Origin of the sequence: Streptomyces sp. NTH33 (genome assembly GCF_003236365.1) — a bacterium.
In the GTDB taxonomy this organism is placed as follows: domain Bacteria; phylum Actinomycetota; class Actinomycetes; order Streptomycetales; family Streptomycetaceae; genus Streptomyces.
In genome coordinates this window covers 1-19,234 of record NZ_POTZ01000021.1, presented here as the reverse complement: position 1 = coordinate 19,234, position 19,234 = coordinate 1, and the positions used below count along the sequence as shown (strand labels likewise).

At 72.0% G+C, this 19,234-nt stretch carries 12 protein-coding genes and 3 pseudogenes; 5 read left to right on the top strand and 10 right to left on the bottom strand.

All coding sequences use genetic code 11. The features are described from left to right. Nucleotides 1-77 precede the first annotated feature (77 nt). Nucleotides 78-1,118 carry a DUF6745 domain-containing protein gene (locus C1I97_RS03890; RefSeq protein ID WP_111001810.1) on the top strand — a complete coding sequence of 347 codons (1,041 nt, stop codon included), beginning with the start codon at nucleotides 78-80 and terminating at the stop codon, nucleotides 1,116-1,118. Between the two features lie 125 nt (nucleotides 1,119-1,243). Next, entirely contained in the window at nucleotides 1,244-2,062 is an 819-nt protein-coding gene (locus C1I97_RS39625) for a hypothetical protein (RefSeq protein WP_181446547.1), read from the top strand. A gap of 632 nt (nucleotides 2,063-2,694) precedes the next feature. Here C1I97_RS39625 and ctaD read toward each other — a convergent pair. Together ctaD and C1I97_RS42895 are read right to left on the bottom strand one after the other, a co-directional pair. Next, nucleotides 2,695-4,422 carry an aa3-type cytochrome oxidase subunit I gene (gene ctaD, locus C1I97_RS03875; RefSeq protein ID WP_441349082.1) on the bottom strand — a complete coding sequence of 576 codons (1,728 nt, stop codon included), beginning with the start codon at nucleotides 4,420-4,422 and terminating at the stop codon, nucleotides 2,695-2,697. Between the two features lie 281 nt (nucleotides 4,423-4,703). Beyond that, complete coding sequence (locus tag C1I97_RS42895; protein ID WP_441349083.1) at nucleotides 4,704-4,781, bottom strand: hypothetical protein; 78 nt, start codon at nucleotides 4,779-4,781, stop codon at nucleotides 4,704-4,706. Here C1I97_RS42895 and C1I97_RS03870 point away from each other — a divergent pair. Then, the gene (locus C1I97_RS03870) at nucleotides 4,760-6,418 is read left to right on the top strand and encodes an N-6 DNA methylase (RefSeq protein ID WP_111001808.1); all 1,659 of its coding nucleotides are present in this window, start codon (nucleotides 4,760-4,762) and stop codon (nucleotides 6,416-6,418) included. The two genes, C1I97_RS42895 and C1I97_RS03870, sit on opposite strands and share 22 nt — an antisense overlap. A 343-nt stretch (nucleotides 6,419-6,761) precedes the next feature. After that, nucleotides 6,762-7,346, top strand: coding sequence for a DUF4352 domain-containing protein (locus C1I97_RS03865; protein ID WP_111001807.1), 585 nt, complete (start codon nucleotides 6,762-6,764; stop codon nucleotides 7,344-7,346). Between the two features lie 192 nt (nucleotides 7,347-7,538). On the opposite strand, the gene C1I97_RS03860 is transcribed toward C1I97_RS03865, so the two are convergent. Continuing rightward, complete coding sequence (locus C1I97_RS03860; RefSeq protein ID WP_111001806.1) at nucleotides 7,539-8,453, bottom strand: YceI family protein; 915 nt, start codon at nucleotides 8,451-8,453, stop codon at nucleotides 7,539-7,541. 409 nt (nucleotides 8,454-8,862) lie between these two features. Next, nucleotides 8,863-8,952, bottom strand: a pseudogene (locus C1I97_RS41030) (maleylpyruvate isomerase N-terminal domain-containing protein); the annotation flags it as partial. 412 nt (nucleotides 8,953-9,364) lie between these two features. Between C1I97_RS41030 and C1I97_RS03850 the strand changes: the two are divergent. Beyond that, a pseudogene (locus C1I97_RS03850) lies at nucleotides 9,365-10,597 on the top strand (glycoside hydrolase family 10 protein); the annotation flags it as partial. A gap of 482 nt (nucleotides 10,598-11,079) precedes the next feature. Here the strand turns inward: C1I97_RS03850 and C1I97_RS03845 are convergent. The 6 genes and pseudogenes from C1I97_RS03845 to C1I97_RS39620 all read right to left on the bottom strand — a co-directional run. Continuing rightward, the gene (locus C1I97_RS03845; protein ID WP_111001805.1) at nucleotides 11,080-14,052 is read right to left on the bottom strand and encodes a DUF5682 family protein; all 2,973 of its coding nucleotides are present in this window, start codon (nucleotides 14,050-14,052) and stop codon (nucleotides 11,080-11,082) included. Further along, nucleotides 14,049-15,173, bottom strand: coding sequence for an ATP-binding protein (locus tag C1I97_RS03840; protein WP_111001804.1), 1,125 nt, complete (start codon nucleotides 15,171-15,173; stop codon nucleotides 14,049-14,051). Before C1I97_RS03840 ends, C1I97_RS03845 begins: the two co-directional genes overlap by 4 nt. A 99-nt stretch (nucleotides 15,174-15,272) precedes the next feature. Continuing rightward, entirely contained in the window at nucleotides 15,273-16,709 is a 1,437-nt protein-coding gene (locus C1I97_RS03835) for a vWA domain-containing protein (RefSeq protein WP_441349081.1), read from the bottom strand. Beyond that, entirely contained in the window at nucleotides 16,706-18,112 is a 1,407-nt protein-coding gene (locus tag C1I97_RS03830) for a hypothetical protein (protein WP_111001821.1), read from the bottom strand. Before C1I97_RS03830 ends, C1I97_RS03835 begins: the two co-directional genes overlap by 4 nt. Continuing rightward, nucleotides 18,112-18,615: a hypothetical protein gene (locus tag C1I97_RS03825; RefSeq protein WP_181446546.1), complete on the bottom strand. Its 504-nt coding sequence runs from the start codon at nucleotides 18,613-18,615 to the stop codon at nucleotides 18,112-18,114. The genes C1I97_RS03830 and C1I97_RS03825 overlap by 1 nt, the downstream gene beginning before the upstream one ends. Nucleotides 18,616-19,021: 406 nt before the next feature. Further along, a pseudogene (locus C1I97_RS39620) lies at nucleotides 19,022-19,234 on the bottom strand (hypothetical protein); the annotation flags it as partial.

Below are 19,234 nucleotides of genomic sequence, written 5' to 3'. Positions count from 1 at the left end.
ACCTGAGACAGCGATCCGAGACAGCGACCTGAGACAGCGGACCGAGACAGCGGGAGAGCGGAACGGTGACGACGCCGATGGAAACGGCACAGCTGGACACGACGGCGGTGTGGCGCGAGGTGGCGGCGGCGACCGGCCCCGCGGACCGCGCGGCGGCCGAGGAGGGCGTACGCCTGGCCTACCGGCTGGCGGGGCTGCCCGAGCCGGAGCACATCATCTGGGTGGGCTCACCCCGCGAGGGCGCGGCACTGGCCGCACGTCTCACGGCGGAGGGCACGGCCGGCCGCGGCGTTCGCGACGAGGTGCGCACCCGGCCGTGGGCCGCCGCACGCAAGCGTGTCCTCGACCGGCTCGGACCGGCCGGCTGGGCCGGGCACTGGGCCCTGACGGGCGCTCAGCTGTGGGACACCACGGTCGGTCTGACCGAGCGCATACGGACCGGCGTGGTCGAGGCACTGGCCAGGGGGGCGGAGGACGAGCAGGCCGTACGGCTCGTGCTGCTCGACGCGGTCCTGGGCCAGCACGACGCGGCCTGGCTGGCGGCCTTCGACGGCCAGGACGGCGGGGACGGCGGGGACACGCTCGCCGGGACCGCCGCGGTCGCCCGCGCCGCGGGCTGGTGGTGGCCGTACGAGAAGACCGCGGTCGTCTCCGAACGCCCCGTGGAACTGCACCGCGACGAGGCGGGCCGGCTCGACCGCGCGGACGGACCGGCGCTCGCCTTCCCCGACGGTTTCGCGCTGCACGCCTGGCGCGGCATGCCGGTCCCCGCCGAATTCCTCGCCGAGCTGACCGGACTGACCCCGCGGCGGATACGCGAGGAGGAGAACGCCGAGCTGCGCCGCGTGATGCTGGAGCACTACGGCTACGACCGCTATCTGGAGGAGTCCGGCGCCCAGCCCGTGCAGCGCGACGAGGCAGGCGTGCTCTGGCGCATCGAACTGGAGGGGGACGAGCCGCTGGTGATGGTCGAGGTGGTCAACTCCACTCCGGAGCCCGACGGCACCCACCGCACGTACTGGCTGCGGGTGCCGCCGCGAACCCGGACCGCCCGCGAGGGCGTCGCCTGGACCTTCGGGCTGGAGGAGGCCGACTACGTGCCGGAGAGGGAGACCTGAGCCGCTGCCCGTACGTCCGCGGCGATGTCCTCCGGGACGCTGCCGGTGCCGGGCAAGCAGCCCGCCCCCCGTTCTGCCGGGCCGTGCCATGGAAGCCCGGCCGTCCGGTCGGCCATGCTGTCCGCATGGTTTCCGTCAGCCACACGGTGGTCGTCGAACCCGTTCCGTACGAGTGGCTCGTCGACGCCCTCGGAGTGGTCCGCGCCCTGGTGGAGGAGAGCCGGGCCGAGGGACAGCGGCTCGTGCTGCCGGACGGACAGACGGTGCCGGACGTCCGGCTGACCCGGGGACGGCACCTGCGGCCGGGGGCGGTCTACCTCGTCCCGGACGAGAACGGCGAGGGCGAGGGCAAAGGCACGGGTGCCGGTGAGACGGCCCGGATCACGGTCAGGGAATGGGACCGGCGCCGCGCCGTCCGGCTGGAACTCGCAGTCGCCGAGGACGACGGGACCGTCGAACTGGACGCCGCGCTGAAGAGCCCCGACCGCCCGCGCCTGATCGAGGTCGGCGGCCGGGCCCGGACCGAGGGCGCACCGCTCGGGCTATCCCACCTGAAAGGCCGCGCCCGCGTCCGGCTCGACGACTGGTGGACGGCGGCCGATACTGAACGCACCATGTCCTCCGCCCCCGCCTCGGCCCGGCTGGACCACCGCTGGCTCCGCGCGGACGTGCGCGCCACGCCCCGCCCGAGGTGGGACGACGACCGCTGGGACGTACGCGTCACCGTCTCCGTGCGCGGCCGCTCGTTCCTGCGCCCGCTGGCCGCCCTCGTCCTCGCCGCGGCCGGCCGTGGGATACACCGGACCGTCGCCCGGACCCTGGACGACACGGCCGAGCGCTGGAACGAGGCCGTACCGCGACTCGTGGCCATGGACTCCGGGCAGTGGAGAGAGGCCCTTCTCACCGGCGCACGGCACCTCGGCAGCGACGACGACGGCGCGTGACGCAACTGCTGGGGCCGGCGGGTGTGCCCACCGGCCCCAGCAGCCGACGAGCTAACTCCGGGCCCTTCCCGGCCGGTCATCGCCGTGGCGCGGTGGGGCGTCCGGGCGGCTGCCCGGGCGTACACGGCCGCCGCGACGAGGAACGCCCCCATGACGGTGGCCGAAGCGACGGCCGCCGCCGCCCAGTTCGCGTAGCCGCCCGGACCGGCGCCGGCCCGCCAGACCGCGACAGCCACGGCGGCGGCCAGGCCGCAGCCCACGACGGCGGCGACGACGTACCGGGAGCGGCCCGTGCCGGCCGGGGGCGGAACATGACCCAGCGACGCCCAGTGGTGTGCGGCCTCCCGCGCCTCGCGTCCGCGCCGTACGGCGGCGTACAGGCGCAGGGCGGCCGCGATGACGGCGCCGACGACGGCCGCGGCGGCCGGTGCCCACCAGTCTTCGGCCACGAGCAGCAGGACGGCGACCGCACCGGCGCCGGCCCAGCCGGTCACGCAGGCCGCGGCAGCGAGACGCCGGGAGTCGGGCCGGTCGGCGCCGGCCCGCAGGTCGGCGAGGGCCGGCACGTACCAGAGGCAGCCGCCGGCGGTGAGCGCGGCGGTTCCCAGGGCGGCAACGGCGTGCGACATGGCCTACCTCGCAGCCGCTTCCACCTCGGCGGCCCCGGCCGCTCCGGCGATCTCCGGGTGGTGCAGGTCGAACGCGGGGGACTCGCTGCGGATCCGGGGCAGGGAGACGAAGTTGTGCCGGGGCGGCGGGCAGGACGTGGCCCACTCCAGCGAACGGCCGTAGCCCCAGGGGTCGTCGGTCTCCACCGGCTTGCCGTACTTGGCGGTCCGCCACACGTTGTAGAAGAACGGCAGGATCGACAGGCCCAGCATGAACGACCCGATCGTGGACAGGGTGTTGAGGACGGTGAAGCCGTCGGCGTCCAGGTAGTCGGAGTACCGGCGCGGCATGCCCTCGGCGCCCAGCCAGTGCTGGACCAGGAACGTCAGGTGGAAGCCGACGGTGAGCGTCCAGAAGGTGATCTTGGCGAGCCGCTCGTCGAGCATCTTGCCGGTCCACTTCGGCCACCAGAAGTGGAAGCCGGCGAACATCGCGTACACGACCGTGCCGAACACCGTGTAGTGGAAGTGCGCCACCACGAAGTACGAGTCCGTGACGTGGAAGTCCAGCGGCGGCGAGGCCAGGATCACGCCGGTCAGCCCGCCGAAGAGGAACGTCACCAGGAAGCCCACCGTCCACAGCATCGGGGCCTCGAAGGACAGCGAGCCCTTCCACATGGTGCCGATCCAGTTGAAGAACTTCACCCCGGTCGGCACCGCGATCAGGAAGGTCATGAAGGAGAAGAACGGCAGCAGGACCCCGCCCGTGGTGTACATGTGGTGGGCCCACACCGTCACCGACAGACCGGCGATCGAGATGGTCGCGCCGATCAGGCCCATGTAGCCGAACATCGGCTTGCGGGAGAAGACCGGGATGATCTCACTGACGATGCCGAAGAACGGCAGCGCCAGGATGTACACCTCGGGATGCCCGAAGAACCAGAACAGGTGCTGCCAGAGCAGGGCCCCGCCGTTGGCCGCGTCGAAGATGTGGCTGCCGAACTTGCGGTCGCACTCCAGGGCGAACAGGGCCGCCGCGAGCACGGGGAAGACGAACAGGACGAGGAGCGCGGTCAGCAGCACGTTCCAGGTGAAGATCGGCATGCGGAACATGGTCAGGCCGGGTGCCCGCATGCAGATGATCGTGGTGATGAAGTTGACCGCGCCGAGGATGCTGCCGAAGCCGGACAGCGCCACGCCCATGATCCACATGTCGGCGCCGATCCCCGGCGAGTGGACGGCGTCCGACAGCGGGGCGTACAGGAACCAGCCGAAGTCGGCGGCCCCGCCCGGAGTGAGGAAACCACCCGCGGCGATGAGGGAACCGAACAGGAACAGCCAGTAGGCGATCATGTTCAGCCGGGGGAAGGCGACGTCGGGGGCGCCGATCTGCAGCGGCATGATCCAGTTCGCGAAGCCGGTGAACAACGGCATCGCGAACATCAGCAGCATGATCGAGCCGTGCATCGTGAACGCCTGGTTGAACTGCTCGTTCGACATGATCTGCAGTCCGGGCCGGGCGAGTTCGGCCCGCATCGCCAGCGCCATGACGCCGCCGACGACGAAGAACCCGAAGGCGGTGACGAGATAGAGCGTCCCGATCTTCTTGTGGTCGGTGGTGGTCAGCCGGTGCACCCAGTCCGACCGTCCTTTGGCCCTCTCCCGGACCTCCTCCTGGGCCGTCTCCGCGGCCGCGGCGGGCGCCTCGGCCACGTCCGGCGACCGCACGGCCGCCGCCTGTTGTATCCGCACCTCGTCCACCGGACGGTGCCTCCCGATCTGTTTCTCTTCATCGCTGGAACGACGACCCGGAGGCGCTCCGACCGGCACACCGGACCGGACCCTCCCGGCCGCCGCCCCATGATCACTGGATCGGTACGGGGGCCGGATAGGGCCGAACAGTCCCTGCGCGGCCCTCCGGGTAGGGACCAACAGCCCCTCCTGCACCATGGGCGGCACGAAACCGGACGTACGTGCCGGCCTCCGCCAGGAAGGGCCGAAGTACACATGGGGGAACCTTTGCCGGACGTGTATCATGTCAACACGTTTTTCGTTGATGGGGCGGTAGGGGCCGTGTACGGTTGGCCGCATGACGGACAACGCCGCCCCACCAGCCGGTCCTCTCGTCACCGGTTCCGAGATCGCGCGGCTCGCGGGCGTCACCCGGGCCGCGGTGTCCAACTGGCGTCGGCGGTACGACGACTTCCCCGCGCCGACGGGCGGAAGCGCCAACAGTCCGCTCTTCGACCTCGCCGAGGTCCAGGCGTGGCTGGACAGGCAGCGCAAGGGGCAGGACCTCTCGGAGGAGGTCCGACTCTGGCAGTTGCTGCGCGGAGCCTACGGCGACGACATGGTGGCCGCGCTCGCCGATGTCGCCACGATCCTCGCCGACACCCGGGCGAAGAGGCCGGCCGCCCTCCCGGAGGACGCCGCCGGCCTGGCCCGGCGCTTGGCGGACAGCGGCTCGCCCGGCGAGGTGGCGCACGCCCTCGCCGAGCGCTTCACCGACTCCGTGCGCCGCGCCGGATCCGACCAGGTCTCCTCGCCGCGCGTCGTCCGGGCCGTACGGCACCTGGCCGGCCAGGTCGCCGACGACGCCGTCGTCTTCGACCCGGCCTGCGGCATCGGCACCCTCCTGCTCTCCGTCGGCCCCGAGCGGGGACCACGGCGGTTCGGGCAGGAGGCGGACGCCCGCAGCGCCCGCTTCGCACAGCTGCGCGCCGACCTCGCCGGACGTGCCGGTGTCGAGATCGTCGCGGGGGACTCCCTCCGCGACGACCGCTGGACGGACCTCGGAGCCGATCTGGTCGTCTGCGACCCGCCCGTCGGCGACACCGACTGGGGCCGCGAGGAGCTCCTCCTCGACCCGCGGTGGGAACTGGGCACCCCGTCCCGGGCCGAAGGCGAACTCGCCTGGCTGCAGCACGCGTACGCGCACACCGTCCCCGGCGGCCGGATCCTGATGGTCATGCCCGCCTCGGTCGCCTACCGCAAGGCCGGCCGCCGTATCCGTGCCGAGCTGGTACGCCGCGGCATCGTCACCCAGGTCACCGCCCTGCCACCGGGCACGGCCGCCTCGCACGCGCTGCCCGTGCACATCTGGCAGCTGCGCCGTCCGCGCTCCCTGGGCGACGCGGCCACCAGCGTCCGCATGGTCGACCTGACCGGCAACGACCCGGACGGCCCCCTGGACGCACGGCCGGAGCAGACGGCGGACGTCTCCCTCATCGAACTGCTCGACGACGTCGTGGACCTCACCCCCGGCCGGTACGTGGAGGAGTCCCACCGCGACTACCCGGCCGAGTACCGGCAGCTGCGGCACGAGCTGGCGGAACACGTGCGCGTGCTCGCCGAGCTGCTGCCGGCCCTCATCGCGGGCGAACGTCACGGTGCCGCGGACGGCCCCTCCGTCAGCGTCGCCGATCTCGCCCGGGCAGGTCTCGTCGAGTACGGCGAGGCGGAGCCGGTGTCCGTCAGCGACCAGCTCGACACCGACTTCCTGCAGGGATTCCTGCGCAGCGCGGCCAACACCCGCCGCTCCACCAGCGCCAGCGGAACGTTCCGCCTCGACGGCAAGGGCGCACGCGTCCCCCAGATGGACATCGCCGAGCAGCGCCGGTACGGCGCGGCGTTCCGCGCCCTCAAGGAGTTCGAGGAGTGCGCCAGGAAGGTCGCCGAACTGAGCCGCGAGGCCACCGAGCTGGCCCGCGACGGCCTCGTCGGCGGCGCGCTCGAACCGGACAACTGACGCTTCGTCCGAGACTCGGGACGAACGAACCCACGGCCCCGCGAAGGGCTTCTCCAGAACGACGGCAAGCTCCTGAACGCCGCCGGCCGGCAAGATCCGGCCGGCGGCGTTCGCGACGGCCGCGGCGGGACCCTCGTGCCCGAACCGGTCCTCGGGCGGCAGTGTGCCGAACGCTCAGCTGAACTCACGCTGTGTCGGATGCCATTGGACCCACATGTAAACAAGGGTAGATAGTTGTGTTGACATCATCAACGCATACTCCATAAGCTCTTCCGTGAGCCCCTGCTCGTGGAAGCCTGCGGGGGCGCGTCGTGAACGACACCACACTGTCCTTGGGGGGACCATGCACGCCCGTACCAGAATCGCCGCCGCCGCTGTCGCCGTCATCGGCGTACTCGCTCTCACCGCCTGCGATGCCGACAGCACCGTCGTCGACAAGCCGAAGGGGAACGCCGCCGCCAAGGCGGACAGTGGCAAGGACGCCAAGAAGGAGAAGGACGCCGCCTCCGAGGTCGCCAAGGTCGGCGACACCCTCACTCTGAAGGGCATGAAGGGCGGCAGCCGGCTCGACGTCACCGTCGTCAAGGTCGCCGACCCCGCCAAGTCGGCCGACGAGTTCACCGAGCCCGACTCCGGCAAGCGGTTCGTCGGCGTGCAGTTCAAGCTCGTCAACACCGGTAAGGCGGCCTACGACGACAGCCCGTCCAACGGCGCCCAGGTCGCCGACAGCGAGGGGCAGCAGTTCGACACCACCTTCGCGGACATCACGGCCGGACCGTCCATGTCCTCCGCTCTGAAGCTCAAGCCCGGCGCCCAGGGCCTCGGCTGGATCGTCTTCGAGGTTCCCAAGGCGTCGAAGCTCGACACCGTGCAGTTCACCATGGACTCCGGGTTCGCCGACCAGACCGGCGAGTGGAAGCTGAAGTAGCCGCACCAGGAGGCCGCGCCGGACCGCGCCGGCCGTTCCTCATCCGCCGCGCGACCTCCTCGACACCGGCGAGCGGCCCCGCCGGTTCCTGGTCCAGGTCGAGGGGGTGCCGGCGGATGAGGATGCCCGCGTGACGCGCCGTACAGGACGGAGTCCTCGAAGGGAGGGGACCAGGAGGACCGGCGCCCGTGCCTACTCCGGCGGCGTGGGTGTGTCGGGGGTGTGGTACATCGCCTGTACGTCCAGCTCCAGTTGGACGGTCGGCCCGACGACCGCGATGCCGCGGGCCAGCATCGAGCGGTAGTTCAGGGTGAAGTCGTCGCGGTGCAGCTCCGCCTTCGCCAGAGCCGCGCAGCGGAGTTCCTGTTCGTAACCGCCGTTCACCGTGCCCAGGTACGTCGTGTCCAGGCCGACGGAGCGGCTGATGCCGTGCATGGTGAGCGTGCCGTGCAGCGTCCACTTGGAACCGCCGCGGTAGACGAACCGGCTGCTGACGAAGTCGATGTACGGGAAGCGCTCGACGTCGAGGAAGTCGGCGGAACGCAGGTGGCTGTCACGGGTCTTGTTGCCCGTGGCGATGCTGGAGGCGTCGATGCGTACCGAGACCTGGGAATCGGCCATGTCCTGCGCGATGCGGATGCCACCGTCGAAGCGGGTGAAACGACCGTGCACATGGGCCATGCCCACGTGCTTGGCGATGAACCGGATCGCGGTGTGCGGCGGGTCGAACAACCAGGTACCGGGCGGCGGGAGTTCCAGCTGACGGGCGGGCTCCAGCGTGATGCGCGCAGGGGGAGGGGCCACTCCGGCGGCTATCTCGACGGTTTCGCGGGAGGGCGACAGGCCCTCGGCCGCGGTCCGCACGCTGTAGGAGCCCGGTGGCAGCGCCGCCATGAAGAAGCCGTACGGATCGGTGGTGCCGTGGGTCACGACGCGGTGGCTGTCCAGCGCGGTCACCGTGACCTCGGCCCCACCCATGGGCTGCCCCATGAAGTCGACGACCTCGCAGCCGAGCGCGCCCGCGCCGGCCGGCAGGGGAATCGAAAGGCCCGGCTCGGCACCGGAGGCGCTGCGGGAACGCCGACGGCGGAGCAGTCCGAGGGCCATGGTGTTCACCTTTCTGCACACGTGTGGCTGCCATGCGGGCCACATGGCCCGTTGTGATCGCGATCGCCAAGAGCGTCCGGAGTCAGGATGCAGGCGCGAAGGGATCAGTTCGTTAGCGATCATAAAACAATTTGTGAAGATGTGGCGTTTCACGTGGTCAGGGCCGGCATGGCGGCAGTTTGGATGGCCAGGCCATCGCAAATCTGCACATCCGCGAGGTGCATCGTGACGCCTCGACCTTGCTGCTCGGCGCATCGCTGTGGCGAAGAACACCTGCCGCGCCACCACGTTCACGCCCAGCACGCAGCATCGCCACCGATCTGACACACCCGGCACCGGTTCGGGACCGTTCGCGCTCCCACCGCGCACTCGGACCGGACGCTCTTGCCGCCGCGGGAGTACGGCTCCGTGCCCCAGCGGACGGCCGTGCGAAGTCCTCGTCCGGAAGCCCGGCGACCGCCGTGCGCAACGCCGTCCATGAGCGGGAGAAGAGCTCCACGGCCGCAAGCCGGCAGCGCGCGGCCCGCCCCGCGTCCGAGTTCGCCCCTCCTCGAATGCTGAACTCGGGCTCGCGGGCGCCGGACTCGCGGTGCGTCGGCGGGTTTCGCTGGGTGGGCTCCGACAGGGCGTTGAGCGCGTGGACCGTTTCGTGAACCCGGCATCTTCGACCGCGGAGGGAGTCGACCTTCGCCACCCACGGTAAGGCCGACAGGCCTGATGGCGAACGGTCGGGAGGCCCGCATGCCGGTTGCTCGAACTCCAGCCGTTCGGTGAACATTCAACCCGGTGGTTGACCTGAGCATGGCGGGCTGGGCAGGGTGAGCCGGTCTGCCTGCCGTCTCTCCTCAGGAGTCGCTGTGACCGACACCCCCGACCCTGCCTCGGCCGCACGGCGTCCCACCCGCCGTGCACTGCTGCGCGCCGCCGCGCTGACGGCCGGTCTCACCGCGGCCGGTTTACCCGCCCCCGCCGGTGCGGCTGTCCTCTCCGAGGCAGAGCCGCCCCTGCTGCCGGCCGCCGAGGACGGCACGGCGACCGGGGCCAAGGGCCGTGAACTGCGCGGTGAGTGGATCGCCACCGTCGCCAACATCGACTGGCCCTCGCGGCCCGGCCTGAGCCCCGCCGCACAGCAGGCGGAGTTCGTCGCGCTGCTCGACCACGCCAGGTCGGTCGGGCTCAACGCGGTGTTCGCCCAGGTCCGGCCGGCGGCCGACGCGTTCTGGCCCTCACGGTTCGAGCCGTGGTCCCAGTACCTGACCGGAACTCAGGGGAAGGATCCCGGCTACGACCCCCTGGGCTTCATGGTCGAGGCCGCGCACGCTCGCGGGCTGGCGCTGCACGCGTGGTTCAACCCCTACCGCGTCTCGCAGCAGTCCGACGTCACCAAGCTCGTGCCCGACCACCCGGCGCGACTGCACCCGGAGTGGACCGTGTCGTACGGCGGCAAGCTGTACTACAACCCCGGTATCCCCGCCGCCCGCGCTTTCGTCGAGGACGCCATCCTGGACGCGGTGGAGCGTTACGAGATCGACGGCGTCCACTTCGACGACTACTTCTACCCCTACCCGGTGGGCGGTACGGACTTCCCCGACGACGACGCCTTCGCCGCGTACGGCGCGGGATTCACCGACCGGGCCGCCTGGCGCCGGCACAACGTGGACCTGCTGGTGCGGGAGGTACGCGACCGGGTACGCGCCGTCCGGCCCGAGGCGGCGTTCGGCATCAGCCCGTTCGGCATCTGGCGCAACGCCTCCAGCGATCCGCGCGGTTCGGCCACCAACGGCACCCAGTCCTACGACGCGCTGAACGCCGACACCCTGGGCTGGGTGCGGAAGGGCTGGCTGGACTACATCGCCCCGCAGCTGTACTGGAACATCGGCCTGCCGGTGGCCGACTACGCCGTCCTCGCTCCGTGGTGGGCGGACGCGGTGCGCGGCACCGACGTGCAGCTGTGGATCGGCCAGGCCGTGTACAAGGTCGGCGACCCCGCCCAGCCGGCCGCCTGGCAGGACCCGGCCGAGCTCTCCCGGCACCTGGCGATGGACAAAACACTGCCGGAGATCAGCGGCGAGATCCTCTTCAGCACCACGGACGTGGCCGCCGACCCGATCGGCGCGATCAGCAGGCTGACCGCCGACCACTGGCAGCGGCCCGCGCTGCCTCCCGTCCTGCCGAGGCTCGTCCACGGGCCCGCGCCGCTTCCCCCGCTCGCGTCGGCCGTGCGGACGAACGGCGGCGGGATCCGGATCGAGGTGCGCTCACGCGGCAACCACGTCCCCGCGCTGTACGCGGTCCGGCTGCGCGGCGCCGCCGGCGGCGACGAGCTCGTGGCGGTGCTCCCGGGCGCCCGCAGCACCGAGTGGACGGGGCCGGCGGCACCGGAGGGCTCGGCGTACGCGGTCACCTCGGTGGACCGTGCCAACCGCGAAAGCGCCCCGATCACCGCACGGCTGCACAAGCACTGACGTCGCATCCGGTCCGGCCTCCTGGCTCCACCCGGTCGGTGCAGCCAGGAGTGGACGCCCGCTGACCGGCACGCCGGGCCGGCCGGGGCCTGGTGGCCCCAGGACCCGGCCGCCCCGGCGTGAGCCGTCGCCGGCATGTGTTCGTGAGCAGGGATCCCAGGTCAGGTGCTCGTGAGTAGGGACTCCAAGGCCTTCGCCGTGGCCGGATGCCGGGTCGCCAGCGCGGCGCCCGAGGGCGAGGAGCCGGACGCCGCCCACGCGCCGTCGCAGCCCAGCAGGTCCGCCACTGCGTCGCACGCCGCCGGATGCACGGCCAGCAACCCGACCCCCGTACCCGGCGGGGGCGGGACGTCGGCCCGCGTCCACCCCTGCGTGCAGCCCAGCAGCTCCGCCACCGCGTCGCAGGCCGCCGGATGAGCCGGGAGCAGTGCGGCGCCCTGGCGGCCGTTCCCTGCGGACTGCGTCCGGCGTCCGGCGGGCGGGGCCGGGGGCGTCCGCCACGGCGGTATCCACGCGTCCAGGGCCGCCAACCGGCCCGGGAAGATCCGCCCGGCCTCGCGGATCAGCAGCGGGGCGAGTTCCGCGGCGCCGGACCGCAAGGTGGTGATGAGCAGCGGCAGCCACGGCAGCAGCACCGCGTCGGGCAACCGCCCGAACGCGTTCGACACCGCTTCCACGACCACGTCCGCCAACCCCGGCACCGGCTCCAGCGCGTGCACGAAGCCGCTGAGATAACGGGGATAGGCGGGCACCACCAGCGGATTGTCCAGCAGCGCGTCGCACCGGCCCCGCAGCTCGGCCCGGGACAACGTGCCGAGCCGCACCTGCGCCGCCCACAGCAGTGCCGTCTTCGCCGGCTCCTCGGGGTGCGACTGGGCGACCGCCAGCTCCAGCTGGGCCCGGTCGCAGCCCAGCGACAGTGCGAGACTCTCCATGCTGAACAGGAAGCCGAGCATCGCCGCGACCTGCCCGACCGTCGCGTCCTCGTCCCGGAACGCCACCGGCAGCAGCGTGCAGTAGTGGGCGTAGCCGGTCTTGACGAACGACTCGATCCACGGCGGCAGCACCGGTTCGCTGGTGCGGTAGTACGCCAGCAGCCCGCGTACCCGGCGCAGCACCTCCGGCGCGCCGTCGACGCTGCGCTCGGTGGCGAGCACCTTCAGCGCGTGCGTGCCGAGTTCGTCGGCGAGGCGGCGGCTGCGCAGGTACAGGGTCGCGTCCTCGACCGCGGCCAGGACGGTCGCGGTCGTGGTCTGCGGGCCGTAGGCGTCGCGCCGCAGTCGCTGCTCCAGGACCTGCTCGATGCTGACGCCCTCGTAGCCGAGCTCGATGAGGGCCCGCTGGTGGGTGCCGAGCGCCAGGTCCCAGGACTCCTGGATCGAACGCTCACCGAGCCGCCGCTCGCCCATGATCGGCCGGGCCGCGCCGTGCGGCATCAGGCGCCGCAGCATCCACAGGACGTCGGAGCAGGCCCGGAGTTCCGGCCTGGAGGCCATGTCCATCAGGGCCCGTTGCATGCCGCGCTGCTGGAGCTTCAGTCCGAGCGGCGCCAGCCGGTCGTGCACGTCGCGGGCGAGCGGCGGCAGCGCGTCGTAGCCGACCTGGCCGATCCGGTCGCCGCCCATCATGATCTCGACGAGGCGCCGCACGTCCCGCCGCCCCGGCACGGCGTCCTTCTCGATGCAGGTGACCGCCGCGTCCTGGAAGTCGTACGGCGTGGGCTTGGCCCGGTCCCGCATCCCGGCGAGCAGGACCGACGTCTCGAACACCGCGATGGCGTCGGCGGTGGAGGCGAGGTAGCCGTTGCGCCGGGCCGCGCGCACGATGTCCACCGACCAGCCGAGCAGTTCGGCCTCGTCCAGGCCGTCGAGCACGGGCGGTCTGCGCAGGAAGCCGGACAGCCGGTCCGCGGTGGCGGACTCCGGTGCGGGGACGGCGGCTTGCCGTCCCCGGGGCTTCGCCGCCGAGGTCTTCGCCGCGGCGGCCTTCTTCGCAGGGGACTTCTTCGTACCCGCCTGGCCCGCCAGCCGGTACGGCTGCACACGGGTGCGCCTCAGGCTCTTCGCCCACTCCGTCGAGGCGATCGACACCGAGCCGGCGGCAAGACCGAACTGTGCCTCGATCGCCGCGTGGCTGGACGGGATCAGTCCGTACTGCCAGGTGGTGGCGGTACGCGGGGAGATCGGATACGTGTCGGTGCCGTGCAGGCCGGACTCCTCGACACGGCTGGCCGCGTGGAACGCCCCGCACACGTACAGGCAGTCCGCCGGATCGGTCCCGGTCGCCGTCAGGTGCTCGCGCATCCGGGTCCACATGTACCGCTCCCGGTCCTCGTCCACGCGGACCCGGGCGCCGTCACCCGGAGCGAGGCGCCGGAACAGGCTGCCGATGAGGAACATCACCTGGCGGTAGGTGTCGTGGTCGGCGGCGCTGTCGCCGAGCGGCACCTCGACGTACTGGTGCCACCACTCCGACCAGTGCCGCACCTTGCCGTGGCGCAGCAGGTGCTCCTCCAACTCGGCGAAGCGCGGCCGGAGGTCGCCGATCCCGACGCCGACGGCCTCGCCGTGCAGCGCGGCCTCGGCCTCGGTCTCGGTCTCGGCCGGAGGACCGGTGTCCTCCGCCGCGGCCTCCCGCACCTGCTCGCCGCCGGTGTCCCACTGGAAGACGTGGTCCGCGGACCGGTCCACGAGGACCAGCTCCACACCCGGGGTGTCCAGGGCGTACGCGATGGCCTGGTACTCGGCGGACACCTCGGTGACCGGCGCGACGACCGACAGCGGAGCCCAGGCCTGGGGGAAGCCGTCGACGTCACCGGCGAACGCCTGCACCGCCACCGGCAGCCGGCAGTTGCGCAGCTCGGTCAGCAGCGGCGCCATGTCCTCGCACAGCTCCAGGTAGACCACCTTGGGCTGCTTCTCGCGCAGCCGCCGGGCCATGGCGGTCGCCGAGGCGGGGGAGTGATGGCAGACGGGGAAGATCTCCAGCGGCTCGCGCACCGCCCGGTCGACGTCGTCGACCATGCCGAGGAGGATGCCCTCCAGGGCGTCGGGCCCGCCCGCGAACGCGGTGGCGGCCTCTTGCAGTTGTCCGCGCAGCGCGGCGAACGCGCCGCTCTCGTGGGGCCCGCTCATGACAGCGTGGCGATCGCGTCGCGGCCGCCCTCCAGGAACTCGGGCCAGGAGCCGCCCTCCTCCTTGCTGCGCGGCTCGACGACACCGTGCAGGTACTTGTTGAGGATGGCCAGGTCCTCGGGCTCGCGGCGGGTGAGGGAGCCGACGAGCGAGGAGGCGAGCGTGCGGGCGGTCAGGGCGCGCTCGCCGAAGAAGTTGCTGTGCAGGACGGCGTCCTCCAGCACGCCGATCTGCTCGGCCGTCGACAGCGCCGACTCCAGCTTCTCGTCGTCGCTGCCGGCCGCGGCGGCGGACGCGCGCAGGTCGGCGAAGCTCTGCAGGAGCACGTCGAGCAGGGTCGGCGGCACGTCGAGGTCGATCGAGTGCCGGCGCAGCAGTTCCTCGGTGCGGAAGCGGACGATCTCCGCCTCGCTCTTCCTGTTCGTCACGACCGGGATGCGGACGAAGTTGAAGCGGCGCTTGAGCGCGGAGGACAGGTCGTTGACGCCCCGGTCGCGGCTGTTGGCTGTGGCGATGATCGAGAAACCGGGCTTGGCGAACACGATGTTGTCGTCTCCGCCGCCGCTCTCCAACTCGGGAACGGAGATGTACTTCTCGGAGAGGATCGAGATCAGCGCGTCCTGGACATCGCTCGTGGACCGGGTCAGCTCCTCGAAGCGGCCGATGGCGCCGGCCTCCATGGCGGTCATGATCGGGGAGGGGATCATCGACTCCCGCGACTGGCCCTTGGCGATGACCATGGACACGTTCCACGAGTACTTGATGTGGTCCTCGGTGGTGCCCGCCGTGCCCTGCACCACCAGCGTGGAGTTGCGGCAGATCGCTGCGGACAGCAGCTCCGCCAGCCAGCTCTTGCCGGTGCCGGGGTCGCCGATGAGCAGCAGACCGCGGTCGGAGGCGAGGGTGACGATGGAACGCTCGACGAAGCTGCGGTCGCCGAACCACTTCTGCGGGACCTCCCGGTCCAGACCGTCGGAGCGCTCGGAGCCCAGGATGAACAGGCGGACCATCTTCGGCGACAGGCGCCACGAGAACGGCTTGGGATTGTCGTCGATCGACTCCAGCCAGTCGAGCTCCTCGGCGTACTTGATCTCGGCAGGGGCGCGCAGCAGGTCGGACATGAGGGAAGGGCCTTTCCGAAAGGTGATGGCAGAGGTGATCACAACGAGACGTGGACGTACGTCCGGTGATCAGGCGAGGTCAGGTGAGATCAGGTGAGATCAGGTGAGAAACGCCTTGAGCTCGTGCACGAGCTTCTTGATGTGGCCGGAGATCACCGGCGTGCCGAGGTCCTTGAAACGCTCCCGGAACCACGGGTTGACGCTGCCGCGCCCGGAGCTGGTCACCGAGCCGACCGGGATGAACTTCGCGCCCGAGCGGTGAACGGCGGCCATGCTGTCGAACAGCTCCTGGTGGCGCCACTCGTAGAAGTCGGAGATCCACACCACGACGGTGTTGCGCGGCTCGGCGATCTTCGGCTGCGCGAGCGCCATGGCGACGGTGCCGTCGGTGCCGCCGCCCAGCTTGGTGCGCAGCAGCGTCTCGAACGGGTCGTGCGCCCAGGGAGTGAGGTCCAGGGCCTGGGTGTCGTAGGCGATCAGGTGGACGTCCACCTTCGGCAGTCCGGCGAAAATGGAGGCCAGGATGGTGCAGTTGACCATCGAGTCGACCATGGAACCCGACTGGTCCACGACGACGATCAGCCGCTGGGGCGTCGTCCTGCGGCTGGTGTGCCGGTAGTAGAGGCGGTCGACGTAGAGCCGCTCCTCCTCCGGGCTCCAGTTGGTGAGGTTCTTCCAGATGGTGCGGTCGATGTCGAGGTTGCGGAACACGCGCTTGGGCGGGACGGACCGGTCGAGCTCGCCGACCGTGGCCTTCTCCACCTGGGTGCGCAGCACCTCGGTGACCTCGTCGACGTAACGGCGGATCAGCGCCTTGGCGTTGGCCAGGGCCACGCCGGAGAGGTTGTCCTTGTCGCGCAGCAACTGCTCGATCAGGGACATGCTCGGCGTCAGCCGCGAGGCCAGCTGCGGGTCGGCCAGCACCTCGCGCAGGTGCATGCGCCTGACGAGGTCGCCCTCGATGGAGCCGAGCTCCGGGCCGATCGCGGGGATCAGCCGGCTGAGGTCGGGCGCAGGGCCACCGACTCCGGTGCCGGTCGGGTTGGCGCCCCCTCCGGCCCCCGTGCGGTGGGTGCTGCCGCGCCCGCCGCGCAGCTCACCGGGCCGGCAGCCCAGCGCCCGCTCCAGCCGGCCCGCGTCCGACTGCCAGCGGGCCAACTGCTCGGCGGAGACGGTGCCGGGGCGGGAGGCGAAGACGTTCAGCAGCACCTTCGACGCGAGCGCCGCGCGCCGCACCTCGGCGGCCCGGTCACGCGTACCGTCCTCCTCCGGCTCGGGGGCCATCAGCCCGTCGAACTCGGCGGCCAGCTCCGGGTGCCGCTGCACGACGGAGTCGACCGACACACCGGGATCGAGCAGCGCGGACGGCAGGCCGATGTCCTCGACCACGGCGAGACTCGCCGACTCCAGGCCGGCCTGCTCCTCCGGGTCGAAGAGACGGGCCAGCAGACGCCAGTAGAGGACCTGCCGCCGGTTGTCGTACGGATCGGGCTCGGGGGCGTCCCCGCTGGTGTGGTGGAGCATGGGGTGGGTCATTTCCGCAGCAGCCTTCCCGCCCGTTCGCGCAGCACGGTGACGGCGTCGGTGGCGGCCTTCTCGGCCCGGACCCCGGCCTTGTCGGCCGTACCCCCGGCCCAGGCCCCGGCGTGCACGGCGACGGTCTTCTTCCGTACGGTCCGCTCGACGGCGAGCGGCTGGAGGAGGAACTCCCCGGCGTCCCAGCGCAGCAGCCCGACACACGCGCCGGACGAGGCGACGACCTCGGGCGAGAGCGGACCGGCGGCCGGGACACGATCGGTGTCGACGGCCAGGCGGTACCCGGCGGCCTGGAAGACGACCCCGTCGTCGCCTTCCTCTCCTTCTTCCTCCACGCCGTACCCCTCCAGCAGGACGGGCACCGCGATCCGGGCCGGGTGCCGGTCGAGCGGCGACACGGCGAAGGCGGCGGCGGTGGGCAGGGCCACCCGGGCGGTGGCGAGGACGTCAGCGGACTCGCCCGTGCGCACACGGGCGTCGTCCCATATCAGGTCGCCCTCGGCGGTGACGGGCATCGCGTCGAGGTCCATGGCGCGGCCCTCGCTCACGGCCCCCAGCAGGGACATGTGCGGCCGCAGCAGCTGCCACAGACCGGCGCCGACGACCGTGTCGGGCTTGGGCGCGGAGACTGAGGCCCGCACCAGCCGGGGCGCGCCGCCGTCCGCGGGCTCGAACACCGCGTGCACCTGGGCCTGCATGGCGGTGGCGTGCTCCTGCACGTCGACACCGAGCGGCAGCAGCCGGCCGGTCGCCTCGGCCACGGCGCAGGCGCGCGCCGCCCCCGGCAGCGTCAGCAGCAGGGCGCGCGACCACAGGTCGGCCCAGCGGCGCACGGGGACGCGCTCCAGGGTCGCCCCCGGACAGGAGGCGGCGAGTTCGGCGGCGAAGCCGTCGAGCAGCGTGGCGAGGCGGCGCAGCGCCGGGTCGGGCAGCATCGCGGAGACGACCGGCGCGGCGCCGCCGACGAGTTCGTGGTCGATGCCCTGCCAGCCGGCCCGCACCAGATCGCACAGCCAACTGCGCGCGGCGGCGTACAGGTTCGCCGCGTGTTCGTCGTCACCGGCCGGTGCGGCGGTGGTTTCCTCGGCCCTCGGCCGGCCGGTGGCCTCCTCGACGCGGGCGGTCAGCGCGTCGTGCACGGAACCGAGCAGGGCGGTGCGGGCCGCGGCGAGTGCGACGAAGTGGTCCTCGTCGGCGGCTCCGGCGGCCGCCTTCTCGGCGGCCTCGGCCACCCGCGCGGCCAGCGGCGTCCCGGCGACGGCGTCGGCGAGCCCGGTCAGCCCACCGGCCTGGCCGGGCTGCGGACGCAGCAGACCGGCGACGAGGGCCTCGTCGAACCCGTCCACGGCCGCGAGAGCCTCGTCGAGGCCGTCGACGGCATCGGCAAGCAGATCGGCACGCATCAGGCCACCGCCCTCGTCGTCGGGAACCACTGCATCTCGGGCACCGGTGCGGTACTCGGAGCGAGTTCGAGATAGGCCAGCTGTCGCAGGAACCGGCTGAACACCTGGGCCGCGGCCGAACTGCCGACCGCCGTGGGGCGCGTGGCGGTCATGACGTCGGTGAGGGTCTGCGCGTCCGGCTCCGCCGCGTCGACCTCGACCTTCAGGTACCGGGCCACGCGCCCGGCGCCGTACTGCAGCACGGACTCGCCGACGAGCGCGCGGATGTGGTTGCAGAACATCCCACGGGCCCCGCCGCAGGGGCGGTTGTTGTTGGTGCTGCACGCGAACGCGTACGTCCCCGCCTCGACCGAGGACACGTACACGCGCCCGATGTCCGACCCGCTGGAGACCACCCCCTGCAACCGCCCGTCGGCCAACTCGACGAACGGCACCTTCGCGAGCTTCCGCGGCCGCGCCGACGGCACCACCCGCACCGTGCTCGACTTCTCCCAGAACGACAACGCACCATCTCCCAGGCATGCGAAAGGGGACGTCCACGCCACCTCGGCGGAACATGATCGAAGCTATCCGCGACCACTGACAACGCGGTCCGACCGCTGCCGCGGTGCTGCCCGGAAGCCGCACGGGGGAGGGGGACGCGGTCAGGGAAGCACGGTGGCGGTACGGCCGCCCGTGACGCGGAGGAGGTCCGGGCGTCAGGACGTCCCCGCACGGTCGCGGGACTTTCCTCCGGACATCCCCTCCCGGGTCGTGAACCTCGCCGCTGTGGCCCCGGCGGTCGGTGGGGCGATGCCCCGAAGCTCTTCCAGCACGGTGGTCACTGCGACCACGAGCTCGTTCCCCCTCATGCCGTTGCCGGGAACAGGAGGTGCCATCAGCTGCCGGCCGGCATGGATCAGGGGAGAATCACCGTCCGTAATCCTCCACGAACGTGGCGATCATCTCAAGCAGCGCATCGGCCCGGTGCCGGTCCTCGGGCTGGGCGCGCAGGGCCTCGTCGGCGGCCCACAGCCGGGCCAGGGCTGCCGGTTCGCCGTCCGCCACGTCGTCGACCACCGGCGTGGTGATCAGGTCCAGGCACTCGGTGAACAGGCGACGGGTGTCGGGGGAGGGCGGGTT

Bases quoted from the DNA above. Each gene is read 5' to 3' on its own strand.
- C1I97_RS03890 (WP_111001810.1), top strand. From the start codon at position 78: ATGGAAACGGCACAGCTGGACACGACGGCGGTGTGGCGCGAGGTGGCG.
- C1I97_RS39625 (WP_181446547.1), top strand. From the start codon at position 1,244: ATGGTTTCCGTCAGCCACACGGTGGTCGTCGAACCCGTTCCGTACGAG.
- C1I97_RS03870 (WP_111001808.1), top strand. From the start codon at position 4,760: ATGACGGACAACGCCGCCCCACCAGCCGGTCCTCTCGTCACCGGTTCC.
- C1I97_RS03865 (WP_111001807.1), top strand. From the start codon at position 6,762: ATGCACGCCCGTACCAGAATCGCCGCCGCCGCTGTCGCCGTCATCGGC.
- C1I97_RS03860 (WP_111001806.1), bottom strand. From the start codon at position 8,453: ATGGCCCTCGGACTGCTCCGCCGTCGGCGTTCCCGCAGCGCCTCCGGT.
- C1I97_RS03845 (WP_111001805.1), bottom strand. From the start codon at position 14,052: ATGAGCGGGCCCCACGAGAGCGGCGCGTTCGCCGCGCTGCGCGGACAA.
- C1I97_RS03840 (WP_111001804.1), bottom strand. From the start codon at position 15,173: ATGTCCGACCTGCTGCGCGCCCCTGCCGAGATCAAGTACGCCGAGGAG.
- C1I97_RS03835 (WP_441349081.1), bottom strand. From the start codon at position 16,709: ATGACCCACCCCATGCTCCACCACACCAGCGGGGACGCCCCCGAGCCC.
- C1I97_RS03830 (WP_111001821.1), bottom strand. From the start codon at position 18,112: ATGCGTGCCGATCTGCTTGCCGATGCCGTCGACGGCCTCGACGAGGCT.